This window comes from Microbacterium lacus (assembly GCF_002812805.1).
GTDB classification, from domain to species: Bacteria; Actinomycetota; Actinomycetes; order Actinomycetales; family Microbacteriaceae; genus Microbacterium; species Microbacterium lacus_A.
In genome coordinates this window covers 230,502-256,721 of sequence record NZ_NMUM01000044.1, presented here as the reverse complement: position 1 = coordinate 256,721, position 26,220 = coordinate 230,502, and the positions used below count along the sequence as shown (strand labels likewise).

Genomic DNA, 26,220 nt, shown 5'->3' with positions numbered 1-26,220 from the left:
CCCCCACCCGGGGGATGTCCCGCTGCCGCGCCCTCCGTAGCGTGGAATCACACCCACGGAAAGGATGACGGATGCTGCGACTGACCGGTATCACCAAGAGCTACGGGGGACGTCGTGTGCTCGACGACGTCTCATTCGATGTCCTCCCGGGCCGTCTGACGGGATTCGTCGGAGGCAACGGCGCGGGCAAGACGACGACCATGCGCATCATCCTGGGCGTCCTCGGCAAGGACGGTGGACAGGTCGACATCGACGGCGCGCCCGTGTCGTCGTCCGACCGGCGCCGGTTCGGCTACATGCCCGAGGAACGCGGCCTGTACCCGAAGATGAAGGTGCTCGAGCACATCGTCTACTTGGCGCGCCTGCACGGCTACTCGAAGGCAGACGCCACCCAGCGCGCTCAGAGCTTGCTCGAACAGCTCGGGCTCGGCGAGCGACTCGGCGACAACGTCGAAACGCTCTCCCTCGGCAACCAGCAGCGTGCGCAGATCGCCGCGGCGCTCGTGCACGACCCCGAGGTGCTGATCCTGGACGAGCCGTTCTCGGGTCTCGACCCCCTCGCCGTCGACGTCGTGGCGGGCGTTCTGCAGGCGCGCGCGGCGCAGGGCACCGCGGTGCTGTTCTCGTCCCACCAGCTCGATGTCGTCGAGCGGCTCTGCGACGACCTCGTCATCATCGCGAACGGGACGATCCGGGCGGCGGGAAGCCGCGACGCCCTCCGCGCCCAGCACTCCGCCCAGCGCTTTGAGCTCATCTCCGCCGCCGACGCCGGGTGGGTGCGGGAGGTTCCCGGGGTCACCGTGCTCGAGTTCGACGGAGGCTACGCGCTGTTCGACACCGATACCGAAGAGACCGCGCAGGCCGTTCTGCGCCGCGCCGTCGAACGCGGTGATGTGACGAGCTTCGCGCCCCAGCATCCGACCCTCGCCCAGATCTTTAAGGAGGTCATCCAGTGAGCACTCCCACGACATCCCCCGCCAGCCGACCCGCGCCGTCGACCGCACAGAGCGTCTATCTCGTCGCCGAGCGCGAGATCGGATCGAAGCTGCGCTCGAAGGCTTTCGTCATCTCGACGGCGATCCTGTTCCTGATCGCCCTCGCCGGCGTGATCTGGGGCGGCTTCACCGCACGCGACGCCTCGGGCATCCCCGTCGCCGTGACGCCCGACGCCTCGTCGCAGGTGCAGGGCATCGAGGGCCTCGACATCACCGACGCGCCCGATCGTGCCGCCGCAGAGACCCTCGTTCGCGACGGCGATGTGGACGCGGCGATCGTCGGCGACTCCTCGTCGTCCGTCGGCATCACGCTGATCGCGGAGTCGTCCGCGCCCACCACACTGCTCCTGCTGCTGGCGCAGACGCCCAACGTCGAGCTGCTCGACCCGGACGAGACCGGCGGCGCGCTCCGCTACCTGGTCGCGATCGGATTCGGGGCCGTCTTCCTGCTCGCGGCATCACTGTTCGGCGGGACGATCGCGCAGAGCGTCGTCGAAGAGAAGCAGACCCGCGTCGTCGAGATCCTCATCTCGGCCGTTCCCACCCGGGCGCTGCTCGCCGGCAAGGTGATCGGCAACACGATCCTCGCCATGGCCCAGATTCTGGGACTTGCAGCGATAGCGGTCATCGGCCTGACCGTGACCGATCAGACAGCGCTGTTGCAGGGTCTCGGCGGTCCCATCGCCTGGTTCGCGGTGTTCTTCTTCTTCGGCTTCATCCTGCTCGCGTCGTTGTTCGCCGCCGCGGCCGCGATGGTCTCGCGTCAGGAAGACATCGGATCGACGACGACGCCCCTCACCATGCTGATCATGGCGCCGTACTTCCTCGTGATCTTCTTCAACGACAACCCGCTCGTGGTCGGCATCATGTCGTACGTGCCGTTCTCGGCCCCGGTCGGTATGCCCCTGCGGCTGTTCCTCGGCGACGCGCAGTGGTGGGAGCCGCTGCTGTCACTCGCGATCCTGATGGCGACGTGCATCGCCGCCATCTTCATCGGCGCGAAGATCTACGAGAACTCGCTGCTGCGCATGGGCGGTCGGGTCAAGCTCGTCGAGGCGCTGCGCGGCTGACCCCGAGCTTCGGCCCGTCTTCGCGGCATCCGCGCCATCGATCGGTGGAGCGGATGCCGCGAACTGGCGCCGCTCGGGCCGTCTGCCGACGCGGGCCCGTCGGGCAGCACGAACCAGAAGCTGGCACCGCCCAGGTCCGAGTCCTCGATGCCGATCAGGCCACCGTGCGCCTCGACGATGCGGCGGCAGGTCGCAAGCCCCAACCCGATACCGGGTGTGGAGTGATCACCCCGCTCCATGGCGACGAACACACGCTCGCGGTCCTCGAGAGGGACCCCGGGGCCGTTGTCGTCCACGGTCACGCGCCATCCACCGGACACCCGCAGGGCGCGCACCTCGACGAACGGCTCGTGCCCCTCAGCCGCCGTGAACTTCACGGCGTTGGCGATGAGGTTCTGCAACAGTGCCCGCAGCAGGGTGGGGTCGCCCGTGACGCGGACCGGCGCGTCATAGACGATCCGGGCCCGCGTCTCGCGCAGCGAAGCATCCAGATCATCCGCGACGCTCCGGACGATTCTCTCCAGATCGATATCGGAGCGCGGGGCGATCGCGCCCCCGGTCCGGGCGTAGTCGAGCAGATCGACGATCATCGAGTCCATCCGCGAGACCGCCGATTCCGCGCGTTCGAGCGCGCGGACCGCGTGGGGTGCGTGGGCGATCTCCGGATCGTCGGCCGCGATCTCGATGAAGCCCGAGACCGCGTTGAGCGGGTTTCGCAGATCGTGGCTGACCTGCCCCGCGAAGTGGGCGAGTTCGGCGTTTGTGCGCAGAAGGATGCGCGCGGCGCGCCGCAACTCGAGAACCTCGACGACCTGGTGCGCGAGCAGCTCCAGGGCACGGCTCGCCGCGGGCGAAAGGTCGCCCACCTCATCGTCGAAGACGCACAGCGTCCCGATGGGCACCCCCGAGGGAGTCACGAGGGGACTGGACGCGTAGAACCGCACGTTCGCGACCACACCCGTGACGAAAGGGTTGGCGGCGAAGCGGGGGTCTGCGCGGGCGTCCGGCACGACCACGTGCCCGGGGTTCTCGAACACGACGGCGCACATCGAGTCATCTCGTGAACACACCGCCGGTGTGAAGCCCACCGCCGCGACCTGGTGCTGATAGCTCTCGTCGATGATGTTCACGACCGCCTGCGGCACCCCACACACCGTCGCCGCGACCTGAGCGATGCCCTCGAGATCCGGCGCCGCGGGCTGCCCGATCAGCTCGTAGCCGGCGATCGCAGCCCGACGCGTCAGCTCTTGCGGTGAAGCCATGCGAGCTCTCCTTGCGGAACGACAGGAGAGTTCAGGATACGCGTGTACCCGTCGTATCGATGGGCGACGTGACGGAGGAAGGATGCTTCAGCGCGGAGGCTGCGGCTCGCCCGTAGTGACCCACGAGCGCGTCGGCGGCACCGACCAATGCGAGATGTGACAGCGCCTGGGGGGTGTTGCCCGCGTGGCGGCGCCCACCGACGTCGTACTCCTCTGCGAGCAGACCGACGTCGTTCGCGAGGGAGCAGAGCCTGTCCATCAGGCGCGCGGCGTCCTCACCCCGTCCCGAGGCGGCGTACTGCTGGACGAGCCAGAACGAACAGGCGAGGAACGGATGCTCGTCGCCCTCCAGCCCGTCGACACCGCTCTCGGTGCGGTACCGGAGCAGCAGCCCGTCGGGCATGAGCGTCCGCTCCATCTCGGCAACGGTCGCGAGCATCCGCGGGTCGTCCGGCGCGCAATATCCGACCTGCGGAAGGATGAGCAGCGAGGCATCCACCTCGCGCGTGCCGTAGAACTGCACGAAGAAGCCGCCGTCGGGGTCGACACCGCGCTCGTCGATCTCGTCGCGCATGCGGTCCCGTAGCCGCTCCCAGTGCTCGGCGGGTCCGTCCAGACCCTCTTCGCGCACCGCGCGGATGCCGCGATCGAGCGCCGCCCAGATCATGACGCGCGAGTGGGTGAACATCCGCGGCTCGGCGCGGATCTCCCAGATGCCGTTGTCGAGCCGGTCCATGTTCGCCTCGACGTACGTCAACAGCGCACGCTGCATGGGCCAGGACGCCTCGGACTCGGGCAACCCCGCCCTGCGGGCCTCGTCGAGCGCGACCATGACCTCGCCGATCACATCGCCCTGGAACTGGTGCGCGGCACCGTTGCCGATGCGGACGGGTCCCGCGCCGTCATAGCCCGGCAGGCTGTCGAGCTCCCGCTCGAACAGGTCGCGTTCGCCGCCGAGTCCGTACATGATCTGCAGCTCGGCGGGGTCCCCTGCGATGGCTCGGATCAGCCATGCCCGCCAGCGATCGGCGACCCCGAGGAACCCGTGGCTGATGAAGGCCTCGAGGGTGAGCGCCGCGTCACGCAGCCAGACGTAGCGATAGTCCCAGTTGCGCGTTCCGCCGAACTCTTCGGGCAGCGAGGTCGTCGCGGCCGCCACGATCCCCCCGCTGTCGTGATGCGACAGTGCGCGCAGCACCAGCAGCGAGCGCACCACGGCGTCGTGATGCGGCCCGTCGTGCTCGATCCGGGCCGCCCAGCGCCGCCACCACTCGGTCGTCGCGGCGAGCGCACGATCGACATCGATAGCCGGAGGCGCGTCCTCATACGAGCGGAACCAGGAGAGCGTGAGATCCTCGTGCTCCCCCGCCTCCACCGACAGCGTTCCCGCGTGCGCGTGGTCGGTCGGCACCAAACGGGGACCACGCACGATGACCGCGTCGGGCCCGGCGACGGCGAGCAGCTCGGGGGCTTCGTCGGTGCCGACCTGACGCACCCACGGAACGGCCCGCGCGTAATCGAAGCGCAGCGTGAGGTGCTGCGTGAACTCCATCGCCCCACTCACCCCGATGACGCGACGTACGAGGGCCACCCCGGCGCCTCCGGTCGGCATCGTGTCCCCTCCGTGGGGCATGAACTCCCAGACGTCCGCCACACCGCTCGCGCCCTCCCAGCGCGTCACGAGCACGAACGTGTCGTCCTCGTAACGCCGAGTCGGGACCGCGGATTCATCCGTCGGTCGCAGGCTCCAGCATCCGTGCCGTCGATCACCCAAGAGAGCGCCGAAGACGGATGCCGAATCGTAGCGGGGAAGGCAGAGCCAATCGATGCTGCCCTCACGCGACACGAGAGCGGCCGTCCGGGTGTCACTGAGCACGGCGTAGTCCGCGATGGGAGAAGTCATCTTCCCGATGGTGTCAGCCGGGCCTGGGAGAAGCCCGCCGTGGGCCCTGTCGTGCCACTGCCGTGGCCCCTGTCGGGCTCCGCTCCGGAGGTCGCGGATAGGGTGGGCGCATGACGGTCGAGACCACGCTCCTGATCCTGGGCGCCTCGGGCGACCTGACCTCGCGCCTGCTGCTGCCGGCACTCGGCGAGCTGCTCACCCGCGAAAGTTGGCGGCGTGTACACCTGCGTGGCGCCGGTATGGACGACTGGAGCGACGACCACTGGCGTGATGTCGTCCGGGCCTCGTTCGCCGCCGGCGGCGCGCAGGTTGCGAACGACGTCATCGCCTCGACGAGCTACACGCGCGCGGACATCACGAACGCCGACGACCTGCGCGCCCTCGTCGCCTCGACCCCCGGCCGGCTCGCGCTGTACTTCGCGGTGCCCCCGGCAGTCGCGGCGCGGGCCTGCGAGGCACTCACCGACGTCGAGCTGCCCGAGGGCACCATCCTCGCCCTCGAAAAGCCGTTCGGCGTCGACGAAGAAAGTGCACGGGCCCTCAACGCCACCGTGCAGGGGCTCGTCCCCGAACAGCAGATCTTCCGCGTCGACCACTTCCTCGGAAGATCCACGGTGCTGAACCTTCTGGGTGTCCGTTTCGCGAACCGGGTGCTCGAGCCCGTCTGGTCGGCCGAGAACGTCGAATCCGTCGTCATCCGCTACGACGAATCGCTCGCGCTCGAGGGCCGGGCCGGCTACTACGACCACGCCGGTGCGCTGATGGACATGATCCAGAGCCACCTGTTGCAGGTGCTCGCATTCGTGGCGATGGAGCCACCCGCGACCCTCGACGAGGTCGACCTGCGGGACGCGACATCCGCGGCCCTGCGCGCCACAGCGCTGTGGGACGACGATCCGGCGCACGCCTCCCGCCGCGCGATCTACACGGCGGGTGCGATCGCGGGCCGGCCGGTGCCGTCGTACGTCGATGAGGACGGCGTCGATCCCTCCCGCCAGACCGAGACCCTCGCCGAGCTGACGTGCGAGGTCCGCAACGCCCGCTGGCAGGGCGTGCCGTTCACGCTGCGCTCGGGCAAGGCACTCGCCGCGCGCGACGCCGAGATCATCGTGCGATTCCGCCCGGTCCGCCACCTGCCCGCGGGCTTTACGGGCGACGCCGACGGGTCGGTGCTGCGCTTCACGCTCGGTCCCGACCGGATGTCGCTCGAACTCAACGTCAATGGAGCGGATGACCCGTTCCGGCTCGAGAAGACGGTGCTCACGGCCGACCTCGGCGACGGTGCCCTCAAGGCCTACGGCGAGGTCCTGTCGGGCATCCTCGACGGCGACGCCACGCTCTCGGTGCGGGCGGACGCCGCGGAACAGTGCTGGCGCATCGTGCAGCCCGCGATCGACGCGTGGCGTGCGGGCACCGTGCCACTCGACGAATACGCGGCCGGGTCGAGCGGACCCACGGGTTGGGCAAGCCTGGACTGAGGCGGCCCTGGCAGAGTCGGCCTGCAGCGCCGCCGCTACGGCTGCCGCTGCGCGTTCATAATTCAGCAAATCCGTGCGGTGGAGCCGGTCGTTGCCCCGGAATTCCGGGATTGGCCGGCGATGCCGCACCCGCCGGGACTGAATTGCGCACAGCGAAGGCGGGGGACCCGCGACGAATCCCTCCGCGCGGGCTCAGTCGACCTTGAGTACCGACAGGACGTTCCCCGCCGGGTCGCGGAACCACGCGATATCGGGTCCCATCCCGCGTGAGATGCCCTTCTCGTCCGTGCCGTAGTCGGGGTCGGTGTAGATCTTGGTGACCACGCCCCGCGCATTGAGGTCATCCACCGCGGCCTCGACGTCGTCGACGGGAAAGTTCAGGATCGTGAAGGACGCGGGCTCATGACCCTGCTTGCCGTAGATGAGGATGTGTGCGCCCGAGCTAAGCCGCAGGCGGAGGAAGCCCATCTCATCGTCCTCGACGCTCAGCCCGAGCTGTGCGCCGTAGAAGTGCCGCGCCGCGTCGATGTCGCCGACCGAAAAACCGCTGAAGGCGTGCTCACCCGTGAACATGTGTCCTCCTCGTACCCGTGCGCACCCGTCAGCGCACGTCCGCCTCCAGGCTCCTCCTCATCGACGTGACTGTCCAGACCCGGTCGCATCAGCAGACTCAGCTGTCAACCCCGGGCCCTCGGCATCCCGGGGCTGGTTACTCTGAGACATGCCCGCCCACATCCTCGGCATCGGCACGGCCGTTCCGACCCCCGTTCTGCCGCAAACTGCGGTACGCGACCTCTTTCTCGCCCAGCCCGGTGTCGAGAGATTGACGGCACGCCTGATCGGCGCGGCGTTCGATCAGTCGGCCATCGACACCCGGCACACGGTTCTGGCCGAGCTCGCCGAGCACTCCGCCGAACCGTCGGCATTCCTCGACGCCGATACCCGGCAGGTGCTCTCGCCGCTGACGGGAACGCGCAATGACGTGTATCGCCGCGAGGCTCCGCCGCTCTTCGAGCGGGCGGCGCGTGATGCTCTGGCGCGAGCGGATGTCGAGGCATCCGCGATCACGCACGTCGTGACGGCGTCGTGCACCGGCTTCTACGCCCCGGGCCCCGACTACCGACTCGTGCGAGACCTCGGGCTGCGCACCACGGTCGAGCGTGACCACCTGGGGTTCGTCGGCTGCGCCGCGGCGTTCCCGGCACTCCGCCAGGCGGCGCGCATCTGCGCCGCCGACCCGAACGCTGTCGTTCTGGTCGTGTGCGGTGAGATCTGCAGCATCCACCTGCGCGCATCGGCCGACCCCGAGCAGATCGTCGCGTCTGCGGTCTTCGCCGACGGCGCTGCCGCGGCCGTGGTGTCTGCACAGCCCTCACTCGACGCTCCGAGCCTCGAGCTCGAGGGTTTCGCAACGGCCCTGACGAGCGAGGGCGAAGACGATATGCGCTGGATCATCGGCGACGACGGGTTCGAGATGACGCTCACCGCAGAGGTTCCGCGCATCGTCGGGCGTGAGGTGCGCGATGCACTCGCCCCCATCCTCAGCCGCTCGGGGCACGTCGATCGCTGGCTCGTGCATCCCGGGGGCCGACGCATCCTGGACCGATTCGAGGCTGCGCTGGAGCTGCCCGCGGATGCTCTGGAGCTCTCGCGCGATGTTCTGCGCCGCTTCGGCAACATGTCGTCCGCAACGGTGCTGTTCATCATGGCGCGGATGCTCGAAGACCCGGCTCTCGCCGATGGATCGCGCGCGATCGGCGTCGCCTTCGGGCCCGGCCTGACCGTCGAGTCCGCGCTGCTCACCGCGCGCGTGCCCGCGGCGGCAGGGGTGGAGACGGCGGCGGCAGGGGTGGACGCGGTCGGCGCTGACGATCCGGTCGAGCTGGAACGCGAACCCGAGCCGGTCGCCGTGCGATGACGGCTCTGCGATGACGGCTCTGCGATGAGGGCGCTGCGATGACGGATGTGAGATGAGAGCTCAGACGGTGCGGAGCGGCCGAGCAACCCTCGCCACGCGCGCGGAGGATCTGCGTGAACTCATGGACGACCCGGACTGCGCCCCCGATCGGCTGCGCAGAACGCTGGAGCGCTTCACCCTCGTGAACCGGCTGATCGCCGCCTGGGGCACCGTTTATCGCGAGCGAGTGCGCCCAGCACTGGCCGCGGCACCGGGGCCGGCGCGGCTCCTCGACATCGGCTGCGGCGGAGGCGACGTGCTGCGCCGGCTTGTCGCGCGCGCGCGAGCGGACGGGTTCGACGTGAGCGGCATGGGAATCGATCCCGACGACCGGAGCGTGGCCGTCGCCCGCGCCGCCAACCCGGTGCGGGGCGTTGAATACCGGCTGACCGACAGCACGCGCCTCGCCGATTCGGGCGAGCGTTTCGACGTCGTGGTCTCGAGCCACGTCATGCATCACCTCACTCCGGCGGACCTACGAACGGTGCTCGAGGACTCGGGGCGTCTCGCCACCCGGCTGGCCCTGCACTCGGACATCGCCCGCTCGCGCCTCGCCTACGCGGCCTACGCCGTCGGCATCACGCCGCTCGCTCCGGGCAGCTTCCTCCGCACCGACGGCCTGCGCTCGATCAGGCGCAGCTGGACCCCCGCCGAACTGGCCGAGCTGATGCCGGACGGATGGCGAGTCGAGCGCCCCGCCCCGTTCCGCCTCATCGCCGTGCAGGACCTCACGACATGAGCGATGTGATCGTGGTCGGTGCCGGCCCGGTGGGCGTGATGGTCGCGGCCGAACTCGCGCGACTGGGGGTCACGGCCTCGATGATCGATGGTCGCGAGAATCCCTCGGCCGGGACGCGAGCGGTCGGGCTGCACGCCGCGGCGCTCAGCGTCCTCGAGGATTCGGGCGCGACGGAGCGGCTGCTCGCCGACGCGCGACGCGCACGGACCGGCGTTGCGACGGCGCAGGGGCGACGGCTCGGCAGCGTCCACTTCGATCGGCTGCGCTCGAGGCATCCGTACGTCGCCACACTCCCCCAGCACGCGACCGAGGCCGCGCTCGCCGCGACGGCGGACTTCTGGGGTGCGCCCGACGTGCGCCGCGGGGTGACGGCAACACGTGTTGCTCAGACGGGAGCGTCCGGGGTCGACGTGGAACTTCGCGACCGCGACGGCGCGACGGTGATCGAGCACACACCACTCGTCGTGATCGCCACCGGGTCTCGAGGCCGCGCGATCAGTCCTCTGACCGGTGCCGTACGCACGCGGAACTATCCCGACCGCTATCTGATGACGGATGCTTCGGACACGAGCGATGACGGCGACTCGGCGATCGTCCGGCTCGAGGCGGACGGGGTGCTCGAGTCGTTCCCGTTGCCCGGCGGGATGCGCCGGTACGTAGCATGGGTGGAATCGGGCGGGGTCGAGGCGGGAGATGCCGCCACCGACCGCCTCCGCTCCATCGTCGCGCGCCGGATGGGCACCGAGCGCGGCGCGGAGTCGATCACGTGGGCAACGTCCTTCGGGGTTCGCCGGGCGCTCGTGCCGGCGATGCGCGCGGGCCGGGTCTTCGCGATCGGAGACGCGGCACACGAGGTGAGTCCCATCGGTGGCCAAGGCATGAATCTCGGGCTGGTCGACGCCGCCACGCTCGCGCCCCTGCTCGCCCGGTGGGTCCGGGAGGGCGCCGCACCCGAGACCGAGCTCGCGCGGTGGGAGCGAAGTCGGCTGGCGGCCGCGGTCCTCTCGGGCCGCATCGCGGCGGCTAACACGGTACTCGGGCGTGCGTTGACGGGTGTGCCCGATCGCGTGCGTCGCACCGCGGTCCGCCTGGCCCTCGGGGGGAAGTGCGGAGACGTGCTGGCACGGGCGTACGCCATGGACTTCGATCCCGCGGCGCGGTCTTAGGTTCACGCCACCATTCTTCAGCCGGCCAATCCACCGCCCGAAAGGACGAGTTGCAGGGCCAGGATGAGCGCTGCCGACATCACCAGTCGGAACAGCAACCGACCCGGCGCGCGGTTGAGGGCGAGGACAATGGTGGCGATCGCCGCGGTGATCACGAGGGCCACGAACACCCAGGTCAGCACGCCGACACGGTCGATGTCTCCGTCCACAGATCCCCACACGACGGCAATGGCTCCGGCGACGATTCCCGCCGCCGCGAGGACCGCCGACCACCGCGCTCCGAGCCGGTGCGGAAACCCGCGGACACCGGTTGCTCGGTCGTCGTCCAGATCCGGCAACACATTCGTCAGGTGTACGGCCGCACCGAGCACCGCGCCCGCGAGCGTCGCCCACCACGCGGCGATCGCGGGCTCCGGCGCAGAAAGTGTCGCGAGCGAAGGCAGGAGGCCGAAACTCACGAGGAATGGAACGATCGAGATCGCGGTGGACTTCAGCCCCGCGTTGTACGCCCAAGCGGAGCCGAGAAAAACGGCGTGCGCCCCCAGCATCCCGAGTCCGAGCACCGCCGAAAGCCCGAGGGCGATGACGACGGTGGTGATCGCCGCGATCCAGGCCGCGCGGAGCGAGACATCCCCGCGGGCGATCGGCTTGTCGGTGCGCCCGACGCGGCGATCGCGGTCACTGTCGATCGCATCGTTCGAGAGCCCGATAGAGAGCTGCCCGAAGAAGACCGAGATCACGAGCACCGCGCCGCGCCAGGCATCCAGGCCCGCCGCTATGCCCAAACCGAGCGATAGAGCGGTGACGACGAGCGTCGGACCGGGATGGGTCGAGCGCCAGAGGGCGAAGACGGCGCGCATGCCCGCAACCCTATCCGCCGCTCGCACCGCCCCTCCCACCCCGATCTCGGCGAAACACCCATCGTGCGTCGAGACACCCCGTGTCGTGAGGTGTTTCGGCGCAAATGGGGTGTTTCGGTGAGCGGGAGGTACGCGGTCAGTCGTCGAGAAGCTCGGCCTCGATCACGTCGTCATCGGATGCATCGGGCGCCGTCGGCGCGGTCGGGCCTGCGCTCGTCAGCACGAGCGACGAACCATCCGCCGCGACATCCACCCGCACCGTGTCGCCGTCGCGTACCCCGCCCGCCAGGATCGCCATCGCAAGGCGGTCCTGAATCTCGGATTGGATGAGTCGGCGCAATGGTCGCGCACCGAACGCGGGGTCGTACCCGCGCTCGGCCAGCCAGGCCCGGGCATCCGGCGTCACCGCGAGGGTGAGCCGGCGCTCGTGCAGGCGCCGCTGCAGGGCGTCGACCGAGAGTTCGACGATCTGCGCGAGGTCGTCCTGCGTGAGGGCCTGGAAGATGACGATGTCGTCGAGACGGTTGATGAACTCGGGCTTGAAGGCCTGGCGCACGAGCCCCTGCACGGCGTCGCGCTTCTGCTCGATCGACAGGGTCGGGTCGATCAGGATCGGCGAGCCCAGGTTCGAGGTGAGGATCAGAATCACGTTCTTGAAGTCGACCGTGCGACCCTGACCATCCGTCAGCCGCCCGTCGTCCATGACCTGCAACAGCACGTCGAAGACCTCGGGATGCGCCTTCTCGACCTCATCCAGAAGCACCACGCTGTAGGGGCGTCGACGTACGGCCTCGGTCAACTGGCCGCCCTGCTCGTAGCCGATGTAGCCCGGAGGGGCGCCGACGAGGCGCGACACGGAGTGCTTCTCGCCGTACTCCGACATATCGATCCGCACCATGGCGTGCTCGTCGTCGAAGAGGAACGCGGCGAGCGCCTTGGCGAGCTCGGTCTTGCCGACACCCGTCGGGCCGAGGAAGAGAAAGGAGCCGGTCGGCCGGGCCGGGTCGCTGATACCCGCCCGCGAGCGGCGAACCGCGTCCGAGACCGCCTTGACCGCATCCTTCTGACCGATCAGGCGCTTGCCGAGCTCCGCCTCGAGGTGCAGCAGCTTCTCGGTCTCGCCCTGCAACAGGCGCCCCACGGGGATCCCCGTCCAGGCCGCGATGACCGATGCAATGTCCTCATCTGTGACCTGGTCGCCCACCATCCGCTCCTCGGTCGACTCGGCGCGCTCGGCCTCCATGAGTTGGCGCTCGAGCGCCGGGATATCGGCGTAGAGCAGCCGAGATGCGCGTTCGAGGTTGCCCTCGCGCTGTGCGCGCTCGGCCTCGACGCGCGCGGCGTCGAGCCGCGTCTTGAGGTCACCGACACGGTTGAGCGACGCGCGCTCGCGCTCCCAACGCCCCTGCAGTTCGCCGAGGCGCTCTTGCTGCGACGCCAGGTCGGTGCGGAGCTTGCCGAGGCGTTCCTTGGATGCCTCGTCCTTCTCCTTCTTCAGCGCCATCTCTTCGAGCTTCAGCCGATCGACGTGCCGACGCAGTTCGTCGATCTCGAGCGGCGCAGAGTCGATCTCCATGCGCAGGCGCGACGCGGCCTCATCGATCAGGTCGATCGCCTTGTCCGGCAGCTGACGACTCGGGATGTATCGGTTCGACAGGCTCGCGGCGGCGACGAGCGCCGCATCCGCGATCGCGACCTTGTGGTGCGCCTCATAGCGCTCCTTTAGTCCGCGCAGGATGGCGATGGTGTCTTCGACCGTCGGCTCGCCGACATAGACCTGCTGGAAGCGGCGCTCGAGCGCGGCATCCTTCTCGATGAATTCGCGATACTCGTTGAGCGTGGTGGCGCCGATCATGCGCAGCTCACCGCGGGCGAGCATCGGCTTGAGCATGTTGGAAGCCGCAACCGAACCCTCTCCCCCGCCCGCGCCCATCAGCACGTGCAGTTCGTCGATGAACGTGATGATGCGCCCATCTGACTCGGTGATTTCTTTCAGGACGCTCTTCAGGCGCTCTTCGAACTGGCCGCGGTACATCGCGCCGGCGACGAGCGCCGAGATGTCGAGGCTGACGAGCTCTTTGTCACGCAGCGAGTCGGCGACGTCACCCGCGACGATGCGCTGCGCGAGCCCCTCGACGACGGCGGTCTTGCCGACGCCGGGCTCGCCGATGAGGACGGGGTTGTTCTTGGTGCGACGCGTGAGCACCTGGCTGACGCGTCGGATCTCGGCGTCGCGGCCGATCACGGGATCGAGCTTGCCCTGACGGGCGCGGTCGGTGAGGTTGATGCCGAACTGCTCGAGAGGGCTTTGCTGCTCGTCCTGCCCCGGCTGTGGCGTGGCGTTCATGGTGTCTCCTCAATCCTGTGGCTCAGAAACTTGAGCCTGATGGACTCAAGTTTATCAGGGCTCCGTCAGGACAACAAGACACACCACCAGAAGTTCAGGTGGTGGACCCCGCGAGGACGGGCTCGGGCATCCCCGCGACATCGGTCGCGCAGCTGAACGTCGAGCGATACGCGGTCGGCGTCGTGCCGAGCACCCGCGCGAAGTTCTGCCGTAGGACAGCCGCCGAGCCGAACCCGCACTCGTATGCGACGCGGTCGAGAGCGAGGTCTGTCGTCTCGAGCAGGCGCTGAGCGTGGATGATGCGCTGCCGCGCGAGCCAGGCCGCGGGAGTCGTGCCGAGGTCGGCCTTGAACCGACGCGCGAACGTGCGCGGCGACATGTGCGCGCGTGCCGCGAGGTCCTCGACACTCAGATCGTGCCTCAGGTTCTCGAGCATCCAGTCCGTCACCGGCGACAGTGAGAGGGACGCTGCCTCGGGCAACGGCTGCGCGATGAACTGCGCCTGCCCGCCGTCGCGCTGCGGGGGCACGACCATGCGCCGGGCGATGATGTTCGTCAGCTCGGCTCCGAGCTCGATCCGCAAGAGGTGCAGGCAGGCATCGAGGCCCGCCGCGGTACCGGCGCTCGTGATGATCCGACCATCCTGCACGTAGAGCACGTCCGGATCGACGTCGATCGCGGGGTACATCGCCGCCATCGTGTCTGCGTAGCGCCAGTGGGTCGTGGCCCGGCCACCGTTCAGCACACCGGCCGCCGCGAGGACGAACGATCCGCTGCACACACTGAGCAGCCACGCGTCCCGGTCAGCGGCGCGACGGACGACGTCCAGGACGCGCGGATCGACGGCGCCCCACGTTCGCCGGGGAACGGGGCACACGATGACAAGATCAGCCTCGTCTGCGAACGACAGGTCGGCCACGACATTGATCGAGAATCCGATGCTGGATGCGACCGCCCCCGGGTCAGGAGTGACGACCCGAAAGTCGAAGTTCGGCACCCCGTCGTCGGAGCGATCGAGACCGAAGGCTTCGCAGGCGACACCGAACTCGAAGGGAGCGAACCCGTCCTGGACGATCACGGCGACGGTCTTCATGGCACTCCTGGGGGCTCACTCACGCTGGCAGGATTCATACGATACACGTCTTTCCTGCCACTCGTGGCGAAATAACAATCCCCGTAGCTTTTCTGCCATGGTCCTTTTCATCCTTTTCGCCGCACTGTCCGTCGTCGGTTTCACCGCCACCGTGGTGGCCGTTCTGCGCGATGGCTATCGCGCGACACCCATCGATTGTTCGCGTCTGCCGTGACGGGCATCGCCGCGCGGACTCAGAGCGCGGGGGTTGCCGAGTAGGCGTCGATGATGCGGGCGACGTGCAGCACCGGGTCGAACTCGCGCGCAGCCTCGGCCGCGCGAGCGGATGCCTCGAGCACCGGGCGCGGGTCGCGCACCAGCGTCGTCAGCAGTTGCGCGATAGCGCGAACGTCGGGGCCTGACGCACGGATGCCCGATAGCTCCGTACCCTCCGTCAACGCGGGGTCGACGTAGAAGATCCCCCGCCGAGCCTCGAGGGCCTCGACGATGGTGACCGGCTGATTGTCGAACCCGAACGACGTCAGGGCGATGAGATGGGCCGCACGCATCCGCTCCTGCACCGCCTCGCGTGGCAGGCGCCCGAGGAATCGCACCGGAGCGTCATCGACGCGTTGCTCCGCGGCGGCCCGCAACGGACCCTCGCCCACGATCTCGACTTCGAAGCTGCCGGGATTCACCACGGCGGCGGTCTGCACCACGGCGTCGATCCATTCGATCAGGCGCTTTTCGGCAACTAATCGGCCGACCCAGAGGATGCGCAGCGGCGGGCCGACCTCGGTCAGCGGCTCGCCGACGGGTCCGGGCGTAACGGCGTTCGGCACGACCCGCACCGTCCGCACTCCCGCGTCACGAAGTCTTTCGGCCTGGTGGGCGGAGGGTGAGACGACGACGTCCACCCGCAGGGCGAGCGAGAGTGTCAGGTTGCGCAGCGCCGAATCGACGGGGGCCGGAGCGAGTTCCGCGCGCGTTGTGGGAAATCCGCGGAGCCACCGCCCGAAAGCACGGACCGTGGCGCCGAGCACCCGGCCGAATCCCTGAGGCATATCCGCGCGCCAGAAGAACGTGTGCACGGTCTGGACGGTGCGGATGCCTCGAGCCCGCGCGACCGAGACGGCACCAGCCGAGAGCCCGAATTCGGAGTGGACATGCACGACGTCGATGTCGCGTTCCGCGAACTCATCCGCCAACCGGGTCCGCAGGCGTTGGGTGTTGCGGATCACCGGGAGCTGGACACCCGGCAGCGTCACCCAGGCTCGCACGGCGATCACGTCACCACCCTCGTCCTGCCAGCGGCGCAGGGCTCCCCCGTCCGCGCGGCGCGAGGCGGGGGCGACGACGACGACCTCGTGTCCGCGATCGCGCAGAAGACGCGCTTCGTCCAGGAACGCGCTCTGCGCACCGCCCAGGTAGTCGAGCGAGTAGTCGCACACCAACGCCACCCGGCGTGCTGCAACGCTCACCGGGTCGCCTCAGTCCTCGACCGGCTGGCCCCGGTACAGCGACTCGAACGTGCGCAGCGTCCGGTCGATGTCGTGGATGCGCACACCCTCGAGCGAGGCCTCCTGCATCCGGCGCCGCTCGTCGGGTGCGGCCGTCAGCACCGTGGTGAGCTTCGCAGCCAGATCGGCGGCCGACGCGGGGTCGAAGAGGTAACCGTTCTCGCCGTCATGCACCAGGTGCGGCAGCGCCATCGCGTCGGCCGCGACGACGGGCAGGCCCGAGGCCATCGCCTCCATCGTGGCGATCGACTGCAACTCTGCCACCGAGGGCATCGCGAAGACACTGGCGCGCGAGTACAGCGCCCGTAGCTCCTCTTCCTCAACACGACCGTGGAACGTCACGCGGTCGGCGAGTCCGAGCCGTTCGGCGAGCTGTTCGAGGTGCTTGCGCTGGTCGCCGCCGCCGACGATGTCGACCTGTACATCGAGCGCGGGGTCGAGGGTGACGATCGCCTCGAGGAGCAGGTCGATCTGCTTCTCGCGCGTCAGCCGGCCGACGAACAGCACGCGATTGCGATCGCGCGGGGTCAGGTCGGGGCGATAGTTCGACGCGGCAATACCGCAACTGATCGGCACAACGCCCGTGATGTTGATCGCGGCTTCGAGAAAGTTCGCGGCGTTGCGGGTAGGCGTCGTCACCGCGGACGTCATCTGGAACGTGCGGTTGGCGTCCGCCCACGCCCACTTCACCAGCAGGGCGTCCATCCACGCCGGCAGAGTCGTGTGATCGAGGATGTTCTCGGGCATGACGTGGTTCGTCGCAACGACCGGGATGCCCCGCTTGGCGGCCTCGCGCGTCAGGCCCCGCCCGATCACGATGTGGGACTGGATGTGGACCACATCCGGCTTCACGGCGTCGAGCACCTGTCGGGCGTAGTGCTTGGTGCGCCACGGCCAGACGAATCGCAGCCAGTCGTGCGGGGGCCAACGCACCGACGGCAGACGATGCACCGTCATCGGTTCACCCTCGATGATCTCGATTCCGGGCGCCTTGCGGCGATACGCCTGATTCGGTGCCACCACGTGCACGTCGTGGCCGCGCTGCACGAGGCCCGCAGCGAGTCGCTCACTGAAACGGGCGGCCCCGTTGACGTCGGGGAAGAAGGTGTCGCAGCCCATCACGATGGTCAGCGGGCGTGCGGAAGCGTTCGCATCCCCGGCGGGCGCCGCTGAGGCTGACTCGCGAGGGACGCCGTGGGTCTCGGGGGAGCTCACGGGATGCTGGGTGCCAATCTGTGCGGCGGAACGGGGTCGCACGGTCGGGTGCTGCGCGCCGCCCACTCTACCCGAGCGCCCTCTGACCGCCCGGGCCCACGCGCCGGGCGGATGATCGTGCGGATGCCCAGGCATCCGTCCTACTGTGGGGGCATGGCGAGACTGCAGGCCGATGCCGATCCGAACCGCTGGGTGGCGGTGACGGGATCCCTCGGCTGGCGGGGTCGGCGCCACCGCAAGGCCGCGATCGGAATGCTGTTGTCGCAGGCCAACCGGGCGATGGGTGCGACGGAGCGGCCCTCTTCCGGGTTCGCCGCGTGGGCGATGAGCCAGGCCGCTCCCCTGCTCATGCGACGCGCCGAGGGCCGCGTACTCGCGTGGGTGTGGAAGTCCGATCCCGAACTCGTCGTCATGTTGGCGCAGGTTCAGGAGGCGACGGCGCAACTGCGCACGGCCCGCGCCATGATGCCGATGGAGTACGACGACACCGAATCGTTCCGCGGCACCTACCTCGGGATCGGCGAGAGGCTCGTCATGGACCTGCCGCCCGACGAGCGCACACCACCCTTTGCGACATACACGTGGGACACCGGGACGCACTTCGTGACGGTCAACGCCGTGTGCAGCGATCGCACGCGATTCGGAACGGTGCTGCCCGCGATCGACGAGGTGGCCCGAAGCATCCGACTCGTCGACGACATGACGGTGGGCGAGGGCGCGCAGACGCTCCGGATCGACCCCGCCTGATCCCGCGCCGGCGTCTTGCTCGAGGCGGATCGAGGCGGAGCCGCCCCCACCCCCTCGAACCGATGGCACGCTGAGAACATGGCGATCATGCCGATGTTTCCGCTCGAGTCGGTGCTCATGCCGGGCATGCCCCTTCCCCTGCGCATCTTCGAGCCGCGGTATCTGGCGATGTTCGCCGACATCATGACCGGAGACGCGGAGTTCGGCGTGGTGCTCATCGAGCGCGGAACCGAGGTCGGCGGCGGCGACCAGCGCTTCCCCATCGGCACGGTCGCGCACGTTCGGGCGTGCTACGCGTTGGAGAGTTCGACAATGGCCGTCGCCGGCGGCGGCCGCCGCATCGAGGTCGTGCGCTGGCTGGATCACGACACGTACCCGCTGGCGGAGGTGCGGGATCTGCCGGCGCTGGAGTGGACGCCGGATCTCGCCGACAGACACCGGCAGACCGAGCGCTGCGTCCGGAGACTGCTCGCGACGGCCTCCGAATACGTCGATGTGCCGTGGTCCGTCGATGAAGAGCTGGCCGACGATCCCGTGACCGCAGCCTGGCAGCTCGCAGGGATCGCCCCGATCCAGACCATCGACCGATACGCGCTGCTCGGATCGACGTCGCTGACCCAGCTCTTCGACCGGATCGAGGGCTTCTGTGCCGAGGCGGAGGAGCTGATCCGCCTGACCGCGTCGCCGTTCGAACTCGACGATTGAGCATCCGCCGGCCGCACGCTCTCTGACGGCATGATGGGCTCATGAGCGCTGCCGATTCTTCAGCCGGTCCCCCGTGGACCCCGCCCCCCTCGCGCGAGAGCTACGCTCAGGCTGGTCGATCCGCACGTTCACGCATTCCCCGCGCCGCGCTCTCGACGCTCACGACGACGGGTCGCGACCCGCTCGGCATTCTGGCCGAGCAGAATGAACCCCGCGTTCCCGAACTCGTGCCCATACGCCGGGAACGGATGGCCGCGAGCCCCTTCGCGTTCTACCGGGGCGCGGCGGCGGTCATGGCTGCGGACCTCGCGCGAGACCCGCACTCGGGCATCCTGGTCGGCTCGTCGGGCGATGCGCACGTCGCCAACTTCGGCTTCTACGCAAGCCCCCTTCGCACCCTCGTCTTCGACCTGAACGACTTCGACGAGGCCGCCTGGGCTCCCTGGGAGTGGGACGTCAAGCGGCTGGTTGCGAGCGTCATCATCGCGGGGCAGGACACGGGCCGCGATGAAGCGGTGGTGAGGGAGACTGCCCTCGCCACGGTCAAGAGATACGCCAAATCGCTCTCCTCCGGGCGTCGTCACAGCCCCCTGCACCGCTACTACGAGCACTTCGACGCTCAGGCGGGACTCGAGGCCATGGACGCGGCGTCGGCCAACGCCTTGCGCGCCGCCATTCGGGACGCGCAGAAGCGCACCTCGGAGCGCGCCGCTCGCCGACTGACCGAGGTGATCGATGGGCGCGTGACGTTCGTCGAGCAGGCCCCGACGATGACGCACGTCTCGGACGAGATCGAGGAGGGACTGCACCGGTTCATCGCCGACTACCTCGCCTCCGCAAACGTCGATGTGCGCATGGTCGTGCAGCAGTACGTCGCGTCCGACATGGCCCGCCGCGTCGTGGGCGTCGGCAGCGTCGGCACGCGGTGCTTCCTGACGGCGTTCCAGGACGGAGACGGCAATCTCCTGCTGTTGCAGGCGAAGCAGGCGGGGCAGAGCGTCCTGGCCCAGTACGGCGGCATCCGCCAGCCGACAAGTCTGACCCAGCACATCGACCTCAACGGAGAGGGCGCGCGCGTCGTGGCCATGCAACGCATCCTGCAGGCGGTGTCGGACCCGTTCCTCGGTCATCTGCGCGCGAACGGCAACGACTACTACGTGCGCCAGTTCCACGACATGAAGGGCGGCATCGACATCGAGACGCTCGAGGATCGACCGTTCCGTCGCTACGCGCAGGCGTGCGCGATCGTGCTCGCCCGCGCGCACGGCCAGTCGCCGGCCGCACCCGAAGTGGCCGGCTACATCGGCGGGGGCCGCGCCGTCGCCGAGGCGATCGTCGACTGGTCGTACGCCTACGCCGAGCTATCCCGCCAGGATCACGCGGCCTTCGCCGCCCAGTCCTGAGCCGCATACAGCGCGCGAAACTTCAGCTATGTCTGAAAAAGCACGGCAAAACGAGACAAAGCTGAAGTTTCGCGCTCAGTCTTCGGGATGCCCCGGGCGCCAGAGCACGATGTCGGTCGCGCGACGCACGCGCTTGCCGTGGCGGAGCGTGATGACCGCACCCGCCGTGCCGGCCGCGAAAACACGCGCGCCGGGGCGATTCTGCACCTCAGCCCGAACACGCGACTCGAGCTCGCGCACCTGACGTCTAAGCGTCCGCACGTCTTCTTCGAGCTCGAGGATGCGCGCGATCGCCGGAAGGCTCATGCCCTCGGACGACAGGCGCGCGACCTCTCGCAGCTGCTCGACGTGACGCGTCGAGTACCGCCGCGAACCGCCCTGCGTGCGGGCGGGGACGACGAGTCCCAGCCGGTCGTACTGGCGCAGGGTCTGAGGATGCATCGCCGAGAGTTCGGCAGCGACCGCGATCGCGAAGATCGGAGCATCCTCGTCGATCTCTTCGCCGCGCATCCCATTCATCATGAGCGCCCTAACCCCGCGCCCTGGCCATCAGGTCGGCACGCGGGTTCTCTTTCGGCTCCAGCTCGTGGAACCGCTCGAGCGCCTCACGGGCCGCATCGTCCAGATGAGCGGGAACGGCCACCTGGACCTCGGCGAGCAGATCACCGGTGCCCTTCTGGGTCTGCACGCCGCGTCCCTTGACGCGCAGCACGCGACCCGAGGGCGTGCCGGGGGCGACCCGCAGCTTGACGGGATCGCCACCGAGCGTCGGAACCTCGATCGTGGCGCCGAGCGCCGCCTCTGTGAACGTCACGGGCACGGTTACCCGCAGGTTCAGGCCGTCGCGCGTGAAGACGGGGTGCGGCCTGACCGTGACCTGCACGACGATGTCGCCCGTCTCCCCGCCATCGGGCGAGGGTCGCCCGCGTCCGCGCAGACGGATCTTCTGCCCGTCCGCGACACCCGCGGGGATCTTGACCTTGAACGGGCTGCCGTCCTCACCCTGCAGGGTGATGGTCTCGCCCTTGGTCGCCGTGACGAAGTCGACCGTCGTGCGCGCCGTCATATCTGCGCCGCGCGTCGGTCCGCCGTAGCCACGGAAACCACCGGATGTCTGACCGAACCGGCCGGATCCGAAGGACCCGCCCGCGCCCTGCTGGTTGAACATCGAAAAAATGTCGTCGAAATCCGGGGCCTGCTGCCCGCCGCGACCCTGGCCGAACCGGCTGAAGACGTCTTCGAAGCCCTGACTTTGGCCGCCACCCGCGGTGAAGCGAGCACCCGAACCCATGGCGCGGATCTGGTCGTACTCTTCTCGCTGCCCGGCGTCCGAGAGCACCGAGTACGCCTCGCTGATCTCTTTGAACTTCGCCTCGGCCTTCGCATCGCCCTGGTTGGAATCGGGGTGATACGTGCGCGCAAGCTTGCGGTAGGCCTTCTTCAAGTCGGCCGGCGTGACGTCTTTCGAGACGCCGAGCACACCGTAGAAGTCCCTGTCGAACCAGTCCTGGCTAGCCATCGCCGCTCCGTCTACTCTGCCGGCACGGCGACGACGACCTTGGCGGGCCGCAGTTCCACCGAGCCGAGCCGGTAACCGACCTCGACGACCTCGAGCACCGTCGGCACCTCCGTGCCCGCGATGGGCTGCTGGAAGATCGCCTCGTGCACCTGGGGGTCGAAAGCCTCGCCGGCAGAACCGAACGAGGTCACGCCGAGCCGCTCAGCCACCGTACGGATCTTCTCGCCGATCGCCGAGAACGGTGTGCCCTCTTGCAGGTCGCCGTGCTTCGCGGCGCGGTCGAGATCATCGAGCACCGGCAGAAGGCCCTTGGCGGCCTCGCCCTTCGCCCGTTCGATCTCGCGCTCGCGCTGCTCTTCCGTGCGGCGGCGGTAGTTGGCGTACTCCGCCTGCAGCCGCTTGAGGTCGCCCAACAGGGCCGACTCGAGATCGGCGAGCACGGCTTCTTGAGCTGCAGCATCCGCGTTCTGCGGCGCACCCAGGATGTCGTCGAGCGTCAGCTCGTCGGCCTGGGCGTTCGAGCCATCCTGCGACGTACCGTCCTGCGACACCCCATCCTGCGACACGGGGCCGGAGGACTGCTCCTCCGGCCCCTGCGTGCCATCAGGACCGGCGCCCTGCCCCTCGGGGCGTTCGTCGTCCTTGTTTGCCATGTCCTACTGCTTCTTCTCGTCTTCGTCGTCCACGACCTCGGCGTCAATGACGTCCTCTTCCGGGTTCGGCGTCTCGCCGTTGCCCGGGTCGGTCGCGTCAGGGTCGGTCCCTGAGCCCGTCGAATCGCCCGCCGCCTGCGACGAGGCGTAGATGGCTTCGCCGAGCTTGCCCTGGCTCGCGTTGAGCGTGTCGAACGCGGACTTCACGGCCTCGTCGTCATCGCCGGCGAGGGCCGTCTTCAGCGCATCGACGTCGGCCTGCACCGACGACTTGACGTCCTCGGGCAGCTTGTCGGCGTTGTCCTGGATGAGCTTCTCGATGGAGTACGAGAGCGTCTCGGCCTGGTTGCGGACCTCGGCGAACTCGCGGCGCTTCTTGTCCTCCGCGGCGTGCTCCTCGGCCTCGCGCACCATGCGCTCGATGTCCTCCTTGGGTAGCGACGAGCCACCCGTGATGGTCATCGACTGCTCCTTGCCGGTGCCCTTGTCCTTGGCGGACACGTGCACGATTCCGTTGGCGTCCAGGTCGAAGGTGACCTCGACCTGCGGGATGCCACGGGGCGCGGGAGCGATTCCGGTGAGCTCGAACGTTCCGAGCGGCTTGTTGTCGCGCGTGAACTCACGCTCGCCCTGGAAGACCTGGATCGCCACGGACGGCTGGTTGTCGTCGGCCGTGGTGAAGGTCTCGCTGCGCTTGGTCGGGATGGCCGTGTTGCGCTCGATGAGCTTCGTCATGATGCCACCCTTGGTCTCGATACCGAGGCTCAGGGGGGTCACGTCGATGAGCAGAACGTCCTTGCGCTCACCCTTCAGCACACCGGCCTGCAGGGCGGCGCCGACGGCGACGACCTCGTCCGGGTTGACGCCCTTGTTGGCTTCCTTGCCGGCCTCCCGCTTGACGAGCTCGGCAACGGCGGGCATACGGGTCGAGCCACCGACGAGCACGACGTGGTCGATGTCCGCAACCTTGATGCCGGCCTCGCGGATGACGTCCTCGAACGGCTTCTTGGTGCGGTCAAGCAGGTCCTTCGTCAGGTCCTCGAACTTGGCGCGCGTCAGCGTCTCGGAGAGCGACACGGGGCCGTTCTCGGTGAGCGACAGGTAGGGCAGGTTGATGCTCGTCGAGCTGGAGCTCGAGAGCTCCTTCTTCGCCTGCTCCGCGGCTTCCTTGAGACGCTGCAGAGCGATCTTGTCGCCCGCGACATCCACGCCCGTGGTGTCCTTGAACTGCTTGATCAGGTAGTCGACGACGCGCTGGTCCCAGTCGTCGCCACCGAGACGGTTGTCGCCGGCGGTCGAGCGCACCTGGATCGTGGAGAACCCGTCGTCCTTGCCCACCTCGAGCAGCGAGACGTCGAACGTTCCGCCACCGAGGTCGAAGACGAGGATGAGCTCGTCTTCCTTGCCGCGGTCGAGGCCATAGGCCAGGGCGGCCGCGGTGGGCTCGTTGATGATGCGGAGGACGTTGAGGCCCGCGATCTCGCCGGCTTCCTTCGTCGCCTGACGCTCGGCGTCGTTGAAGTACGCGGGAACGGTGATGACGGCGTCGGTGACGCTGTCGCCCAGGTACTCCTCGGCGTCGCGCTTGAGCTTGCCGAGGATGCGCGCCGAGATCTCCTGCGCGGTGTACTTCTTGCCGTCGACGTCGAACGTCCAGTCGGTGCCCATGTGGCGCTTGACGGACGAGATCGTGCGGTCGACGTTGGTCACGGCCTGGCGCTTGGCGGTCTCGCCGACGAGCACCTCGCCGTCCTTCGTGAATGCGACGACCGAGGGGGTCGTGCGGAAGCCCTCGGCGTTCGCGATGACCTTGGGCTCGCCGCCCTCGAGGACGCTGACGACCGAGTTGGTCGTGCCGAGGTCGATTCCAACTGCACGTGGCATGTGTGTCTCTCTCTTCTTCGTGTGAGGCCGGACGGATGCCGCGGCCTGAAGTCTGTGGGCTCGAGGTCGTCCGGTTCGGGGTGAATCGGACGGGTTGAGCCGTTATGACTCAAGGGTATCCCCCACTCGAGAGAACGTCAAATGAACTTGATATGAACTGGCTCAACTTTGAGGAGCGAGAGGGATGCTGACGGATGCATCCGCCGCTGAGCGACGCCGGGTATAGCCTGAGCGCGCCGCACCGTCGCGGCCCGGGTCACCCGCCGTTCACCGAAGGGCCATAACTTGCCGCACATGAGCGACCCCGACCGTCCGAACGCTGAGGCCCACACGCCCGAGAACCTTGCCCGGGTGGCACCCGCGACATCCACCGACACCCTGGCCGCCCTCGGCGCTGCCGGCGACACACCCGCGAGCACCAGCCGCAAGCGCGTCATCGCCTGGGGTCTCTGGGACTGGGGCTCGGCATCGTTCAACGCGGTCGTCACGACCTTCGTCTTCGCCGTCTACCTCACGAGCTCGAGCTTCGGCCCGGAGGGCACCGTCGAAGCCCAGCTCGGATGGGCCCTCGCGGCCGCGGGCCTGTTGATCGCGCTTCTCGCCCCCGTCACCGGGCAACGGTCGGACACCTCGGGTCGCCGCAAGCTCTGGCTCGCGGTCAACACCTACATCGTCGTCGGCATCACCCTCGCGCTGTTCTTCGTGCAGCCCGACCCCTCGTTCCTGTGGCTCGGCCTGCTGCTCTTGGCCGCGGGCAACGTCTTCTTCGAATTCGCGGGCGTGAACTACAACGCCATGCTCACGCAGGTCTCGACGCCGCGCTCGATCGGACGCGTCAGCGGCTTCGGCTGGGGCATGGGGTATGTCGGCGGCATCGTCCTGCTCCTGATCGTCTACTTCGGTTTCATCCAGGGGCTCTTCGGGCTCCCCAGCGATAACGGCCTGGACGTGCGACTCTCGATGATCGTCGCCGCGGTGTGGTTCGGGCTCTTCGCCCTCCCCGTCCTCTTCGCCGTGCCCGAGTACAAGGGCGCAGGGACGCGCCGCGAGAAGGTCGGCTTCTTCGCTTCCTACGCGCGCCTCGGGCGTGACATCGCCCACCTCTGGCGCGACAGCCGCCAGACGGTCTGGTTCCTGCTCGCCAGCGCGGTGTTCCGGGACGGGCTGGCCGGTGTCTTCACATTCGGTGGGGTGCTCGCGGCATCCGTCTTCGGGTTCTCTGCGGGCGAGGTCATCATCTTCGCCATCGCCGCGAACATCGTCGCCGGAATATCGACGATCGCCGTCGGGTCGCTCGATGACCGCATCGGAGCGAAGCCCGTCATCGTCATCGCCCTGATCGGGCTCATCGTCTCGGGGTCTCTTGTCTTCTTCCTCCACGACGGCGGGCAGATCGTGTTCTGGACGGCCGGCCTCGCACTGACCCTCTTCGTCGGGCCCGCGCAGTCCGCCTCGCGCACCTTCCTCGCCCGCTCGATCCCGCCGGGGCGCGAGGGCGAGGTCTTCGGCCTGTACGCCACGACGGGACGCGCGGTCTCGTTCCTCGCGCCGACGATGTTCGCGATCTTCGTGGGCATTTCGGGCGAGGCCTATTTCGGCATCCTGGGCATCGTGTTGGTCCTGCTGATCGGTCTTCTGCTTCTGCTGCCGGTCAAGGCCGGGCAGCGCATCGCCGACCGCGCCTGACCTGGGACCTTCACCCCGCTGCGTCGCGAACGGTCAACG

The 26,220-nt window shown here is 68.6% G+C and carries 22 protein-coding genes; 10 read left to right on the top strand and 12 right to left on the bottom strand.

All coding sequences use genetic code 11. The features are described from left to right. The first annotated feature begins 71 nt into the window (after nucleotides 1-71). Together CGU34_RS16040 and CGU34_RS16035 are read left to right on the top strand one after the other, a co-directional pair. Complete coding sequence (locus CGU34_RS16040) at nucleotides 72-956, top strand: ABC transporter ATP-binding protein (protein WP_100814682.1); 885 nt, start codon at nucleotides 72-74, stop codon at nucleotides 954-956. Then, nucleotides 953-2,065 (top strand): ABC transporter permease, encoded by a 1,113-nt coding sequence (locus CGU34_RS16035; RefSeq protein ID WP_036300589.1) that lies wholly within the window; start codon nucleotides 953-955, stop codon nucleotides 2,063-2,065. The genes CGU34_RS16040 and CGU34_RS16035 overlap by 4 nt, the downstream gene beginning before the upstream one ends. Here the strand turns inward: CGU34_RS16035 and CGU34_RS16030 are convergent. Both CGU34_RS16030 and CGU34_RS16025 read right to left on the bottom strand, forming a co-directional pair. Next, complete coding sequence (locus tag CGU34_RS16030) at nucleotides 2,002-3,327, bottom strand: GAF domain-containing sensor histidine kinase (protein ID WP_100814681.1); 1,326 nt, start codon at nucleotides 3,325-3,327, stop codon at nucleotides 2,002-2,004. The genes CGU34_RS16035 and CGU34_RS16030 overlap by 64 nt on opposite strands. A gap of 31 nt (nucleotides 3,328-3,358) precedes the next feature. Then, nucleotides 3,359-5,230, bottom strand: a complete 1,872-nt coding sequence (locus CGU34_RS16025) for a glycoside hydrolase family 15 protein (RefSeq protein ID WP_198517862.1) — start codon at nucleotides 5,228-5,230, stop codon at nucleotides 3,359-3,361. A 110-nt stretch (nucleotides 5,231-5,340) separates the two neighbouring features. Here CGU34_RS16025 and CGU34_RS16020 point away from each other — a divergent pair, with 110 nt between their 5' ends. Continuing rightward, a complete protein-coding gene (locus CGU34_RS16020; protein WP_100814680.1) occupies nucleotides 5,341-6,708 on the top strand; it encodes a glucose-6-phosphate dehydrogenase in 1,368 nt (455 codons plus the stop codon). A 192-nt stretch (nucleotides 6,709-6,900) separates the two neighbouring features. Here the strand turns inward: CGU34_RS16020 and CGU34_RS16015 are convergent, their stop codons facing one another. Then, a complete protein-coding gene (locus CGU34_RS16015) occupies nucleotides 6,901-7,281 on the bottom strand; it encodes a VOC family protein (protein ID WP_100814679.1) in 381 nt (126 codons plus the stop codon). Nucleotides 7,282-7,429: 148 nt separating this feature from the next. Here CGU34_RS16015 and CGU34_RS16010 point away from each other — a divergent pair, with 148 nt between their 5' ends. Genes CGU34_RS16010 through CGU34_RS16000 form a run of 3 tightly spaced genes read left to right on the top strand, consistent with a single transcriptional unit; the run spans nucleotide 7,430 to nucleotide 10,570 of the window. After that, nucleotides 7,430-8,626: a type III polyketide synthase gene (locus CGU34_RS16010; protein ID WP_100814678.1), complete on the top strand. Its 1,197-nt coding sequence runs from the start codon at nucleotides 7,430-7,432 to the stop codon at nucleotides 8,624-8,626. Between the two features lie 52 nt (nucleotides 8,627-8,678). Next, nucleotides 8,679-9,404, top strand: coding sequence for a methyltransferase domain-containing protein (locus CGU34_RS16005; protein ID WP_100814677.1), 726 nt, complete (start codon nucleotides 8,679-8,681; stop codon nucleotides 9,402-9,404). Next, nucleotides 9,401-10,570 (top strand): FAD-dependent oxidoreductase, encoded by a 1,170-nt coding sequence (locus tag CGU34_RS16000; RefSeq protein ID WP_100814676.1) that lies wholly within the window; start codon nucleotides 9,401-9,403, stop codon nucleotides 10,568-10,570. Before CGU34_RS16005 ends, CGU34_RS16000 begins: the two co-directional genes overlap by 4 nt. 17 nt (nucleotides 10,571-10,587) lie before the next feature. On the opposite strand, the gene CGU34_RS15995 is transcribed toward CGU34_RS16000, so the two are convergent. The 5 genes from CGU34_RS15995 to CGU34_RS15975 form a co-directional block, all read right to left on the bottom strand. Beyond that, nucleotides 10,588-11,430, bottom strand: coding sequence for a UbiA family prenyltransferase (locus tag CGU34_RS15995; RefSeq protein WP_100814675.1), 843 nt, complete (start codon nucleotides 11,428-11,430; stop codon nucleotides 10,588-10,590). A gap of 136 nt (nucleotides 11,431-11,566) precedes the next feature. Beyond that, nucleotides 11,567-13,777 (bottom strand): ATP-dependent Clp protease ATP-binding subunit, encoded by a 2,211-nt coding sequence (locus tag CGU34_RS15990; protein ID WP_100814674.1) that lies wholly within the window; start codon nucleotides 13,775-13,777, stop codon nucleotides 11,567-11,569. A gap of 94 nt (nucleotides 13,778-13,871) precedes the next feature. Continuing rightward, complete coding sequence (locus CGU34_RS15985; RefSeq protein ID WP_100814673.1) at nucleotides 13,872-14,870, bottom strand: GlxA family transcriptional regulator; 999 nt, start codon at nucleotides 14,868-14,870, stop codon at nucleotides 13,872-13,874. Between the two features lie 233 nt (nucleotides 14,871-15,103). Next, the gene (locus CGU34_RS15980; RefSeq protein ID WP_100814672.1) at nucleotides 15,104-16,330 is read right to left on the bottom strand and encodes a glycosyltransferase; all 1,227 of its coding nucleotides are present in this window, start codon (nucleotides 16,328-16,330) and stop codon (nucleotides 15,104-15,106) included. 9 nt (nucleotides 16,331-16,339) lie between these two features. Next, nucleotides 16,340-17,488, bottom strand: coding sequence for a glycosyltransferase (locus CGU34_RS15975; RefSeq protein ID WP_081766442.1), 1,149 nt, complete (start codon nucleotides 17,486-17,488; stop codon nucleotides 16,340-16,342). A 249-nt stretch (nucleotides 17,489-17,737) separates the two neighbouring features. Here CGU34_RS15975 and CGU34_RS15970 point away from each other — a divergent pair, with 249 nt between their 5' ends. The 3 genes from CGU34_RS15970 (at nucleotide 17,738) to CGU34_RS15960 (ending at nucleotide 20,439) form a co-directional block, all read left to right on the top strand. After that, the gene (locus CGU34_RS15970) at nucleotides 17,738-18,331 is read left to right on the top strand and encodes a hypothetical protein (protein WP_100814671.1); all 594 of its coding nucleotides are present in this window, start codon (nucleotides 17,738-17,740) and stop codon (nucleotides 18,329-18,331) included. Nucleotides 18,332-18,409: 78 nt separating this feature from the next. Continuing rightward, on the top strand, nucleotides 18,410-19,036 hold the full coding sequence (locus tag CGU34_RS15965; RefSeq protein ID WP_100814670.1) for an LON peptidase substrate-binding domain-containing protein: 627 nt from the start codon (nucleotides 18,410-18,412) through the stop codon (nucleotides 19,034-19,036). 41 nt (nucleotides 19,037-19,077) lie between these two features. After that, nucleotides 19,078-20,439, top strand: coding sequence for a DUF2252 domain-containing protein (locus tag CGU34_RS15960; protein WP_036301086.1), 1,362 nt, complete (start codon nucleotides 19,078-19,080; stop codon nucleotides 20,437-20,439). A 75-nt stretch (nucleotides 20,440-20,514) separates the two neighbouring features. On the opposite strand, the gene CGU34_RS15955 is transcribed toward CGU34_RS15960, so the two are convergent. The 4 genes from CGU34_RS15955 to dnaK are packed head-to-tail and all read right to left on the bottom strand — an operon-like array spanning nucleotide 20,515 to nucleotide 24,495. Next, the gene (locus CGU34_RS15955; protein ID WP_036301088.1) at nucleotides 20,515-20,949 is read right to left on the bottom strand and encodes a heat shock protein transcriptional repressor HspR; all 435 of its coding nucleotides are present in this window, start codon (nucleotides 20,947-20,949) and stop codon (nucleotides 20,515-20,517) included. A 19-nt stretch (nucleotides 20,950-20,968) separates the two neighbouring features. Then, the gene (locus tag CGU34_RS15950; protein ID WP_100814669.1) at nucleotides 20,969-21,958 is read right to left on the bottom strand and encodes a DnaJ C-terminal domain-containing protein; all 990 of its coding nucleotides are present in this window, start codon (nucleotides 21,956-21,958) and stop codon (nucleotides 20,969-20,971) included. Nucleotides 21,959-21,969: 11 nt separating this feature from the next. Continuing rightward, on the bottom strand, nucleotides 21,970-22,611 hold the full coding sequence (locus tag CGU34_RS15945; protein ID WP_036301095.1) for a nucleotide exchange factor GrpE: 642 nt from the start codon (nucleotides 22,609-22,611) through the stop codon (nucleotides 21,970-21,972). Nucleotides 22,612-22,614: 3 nt separating this feature from the next. Further along, nucleotides 22,615-24,495: a molecular chaperone DnaK gene (gene dnaK / locus CGU34_RS15940; RefSeq protein WP_036301098.1), complete on the bottom strand. Its 1,881-nt coding sequence runs from the start codon at nucleotides 24,493-24,495 to the stop codon at nucleotides 22,615-22,617. A gap of 294 nt (nucleotides 24,496-24,789) precedes the next feature. Here dnaK and CGU34_RS15935 point away from each other — a divergent pair, with 294 nt between their 5' ends. Further along, entirely contained in the window at nucleotides 24,790-26,181 is a 1,392-nt protein-coding gene (locus tag CGU34_RS15935; RefSeq protein WP_036301100.1) for an MFS transporter, read from the top strand. Nucleotides 26,182-26,220 lie beyond the last annotated feature (39 nt).

Bases quoted from the DNA above. Each gene is read 5' to 3' on its own strand.
- CGU34_RS15935 (WP_036301100.1), top strand. From the start codon at position 24,790: ATGAGCGACCCCGACCGTCCGAACGCTGAGGCCCACACGCCCGAGAAC.
- CGU34_RS15960 (WP_036301086.1), top strand. From the start codon at position 19,078: ATGAGCGCTGCCGATTCTTCAGCCGGTCCCCCGTGGACCCCGCCCCCC.
- CGU34_RS16020 (WP_100814680.1), top strand. From the start codon at position 5,341: ATGACGGTCGAGACCACGCTCCTGATCCTGGGCGCCTCGGGCGACCTG.
- CGU34_RS16010 (WP_100814678.1), top strand. From the start codon at position 7,430: ATGCCCGCCCACATCCTCGGCATCGGCACGGCCGTTCCGACCCCCGTT.
- CGU34_RS15945 (WP_036301095.1), bottom strand. From the start codon at position 22,611: ATGGCAAACAAGGACGACGAACGCCCCGAGGGGCAGGGCGCCGGTCCT.
- CGU34_RS15950 (WP_100814669.1), bottom strand. From the start codon at position 21,958: ATGGCTAGCCAGGACTGGTTCGACAGGGACTTCTACGGTGTGCTCGGC.
- CGU34_RS16040 (WP_100814682.1), top strand. From the start codon at position 72: ATGCTGCGACTGACCGGTATCACCAAGAGCTACGGGGGACGTCGTGTG.
- CGU34_RS16015 (WP_100814679.1), bottom strand. From the start codon at position 7,281: ATGTTCACGGGTGAGCACGCCTTCAGCGGTTTTTCGGTCGGCGACATC.
- CGU34_RS15985 (WP_100814673.1), bottom strand. From the start codon at position 14,870: ATGAAGACCGTCGCCGTGATCGTCCAGGACGGGTTCGCTCCCTTCGAG.
- CGU34_RS16000 (WP_100814676.1), top strand. From the start codon at position 9,401: ATGAGCGATGTGATCGTGGTCGGTGCCGGCCCGGTGGGCGTGATGGTC.
- CGU34_RS15955 (WP_036301088.1), bottom strand. From the start codon at position 20,949: ATGCGCGGCGAAGAGATCGACGAGGATGCTCCGATCTTCGCGATCGCG.
- CGU34_RS15970 (WP_100814671.1), top strand. From the start codon at position 17,738: ATGGCGAGACTGCAGGCCGATGCCGATCCGAACCGCTGGGTGGCGGTG.
- CGU34_RS16025 (WP_198517862.1), bottom strand. From the start codon at position 5,230: ATGACTTCTCCCATCGCGGACTACGCCGTGCTCAGTGACACCCGGACG.
- CGU34_RS15965 (WP_100814670.1), top strand. From the start codon at position 18,410: ATGGCGATCATGCCGATGTTTCCGCTCGAGTCGGTGCTCATGCCGGGC.
- CGU34_RS16030 (WP_100814681.1), bottom strand. From the start codon at position 3,327: ATGGCTTCACCGCAAGAGCTGACGCGTCGGGCTGCGATCGCCGGCTAC.
- dnaK (WP_036301098.1), bottom strand. From the start codon at position 24,495: ATGCCACGTGCAGTTGGAATCGACCTCGGCACGACCAACTCGGTCGTC.
- CGU34_RS15990 (WP_100814674.1), bottom strand. From the start codon at position 13,777: ATGAACGCCACGCCACAGCCGGGGCAGGACGAGCAGCAAAGCCCTCTC.
- CGU34_RS15975 (WP_081766442.1), bottom strand. From the start codon at position 17,488: ATGGGCTGCGACACCTTCTTCCCCGACGTCAACGGGGCCGCCCGTTTC.
- CGU34_RS15995 (WP_100814675.1), bottom strand. From the start codon at position 11,430: ATGCGCGCCGTCTTCGCCCTCTGGCGCTCGACCCATCCCGGTCCGACG.
- CGU34_RS16005 (WP_100814677.1), top strand. From the start codon at position 8,679: ATGAGAGCTCAGACGGTGCGGAGCGGCCGAGCAACCCTCGCCACGCGC.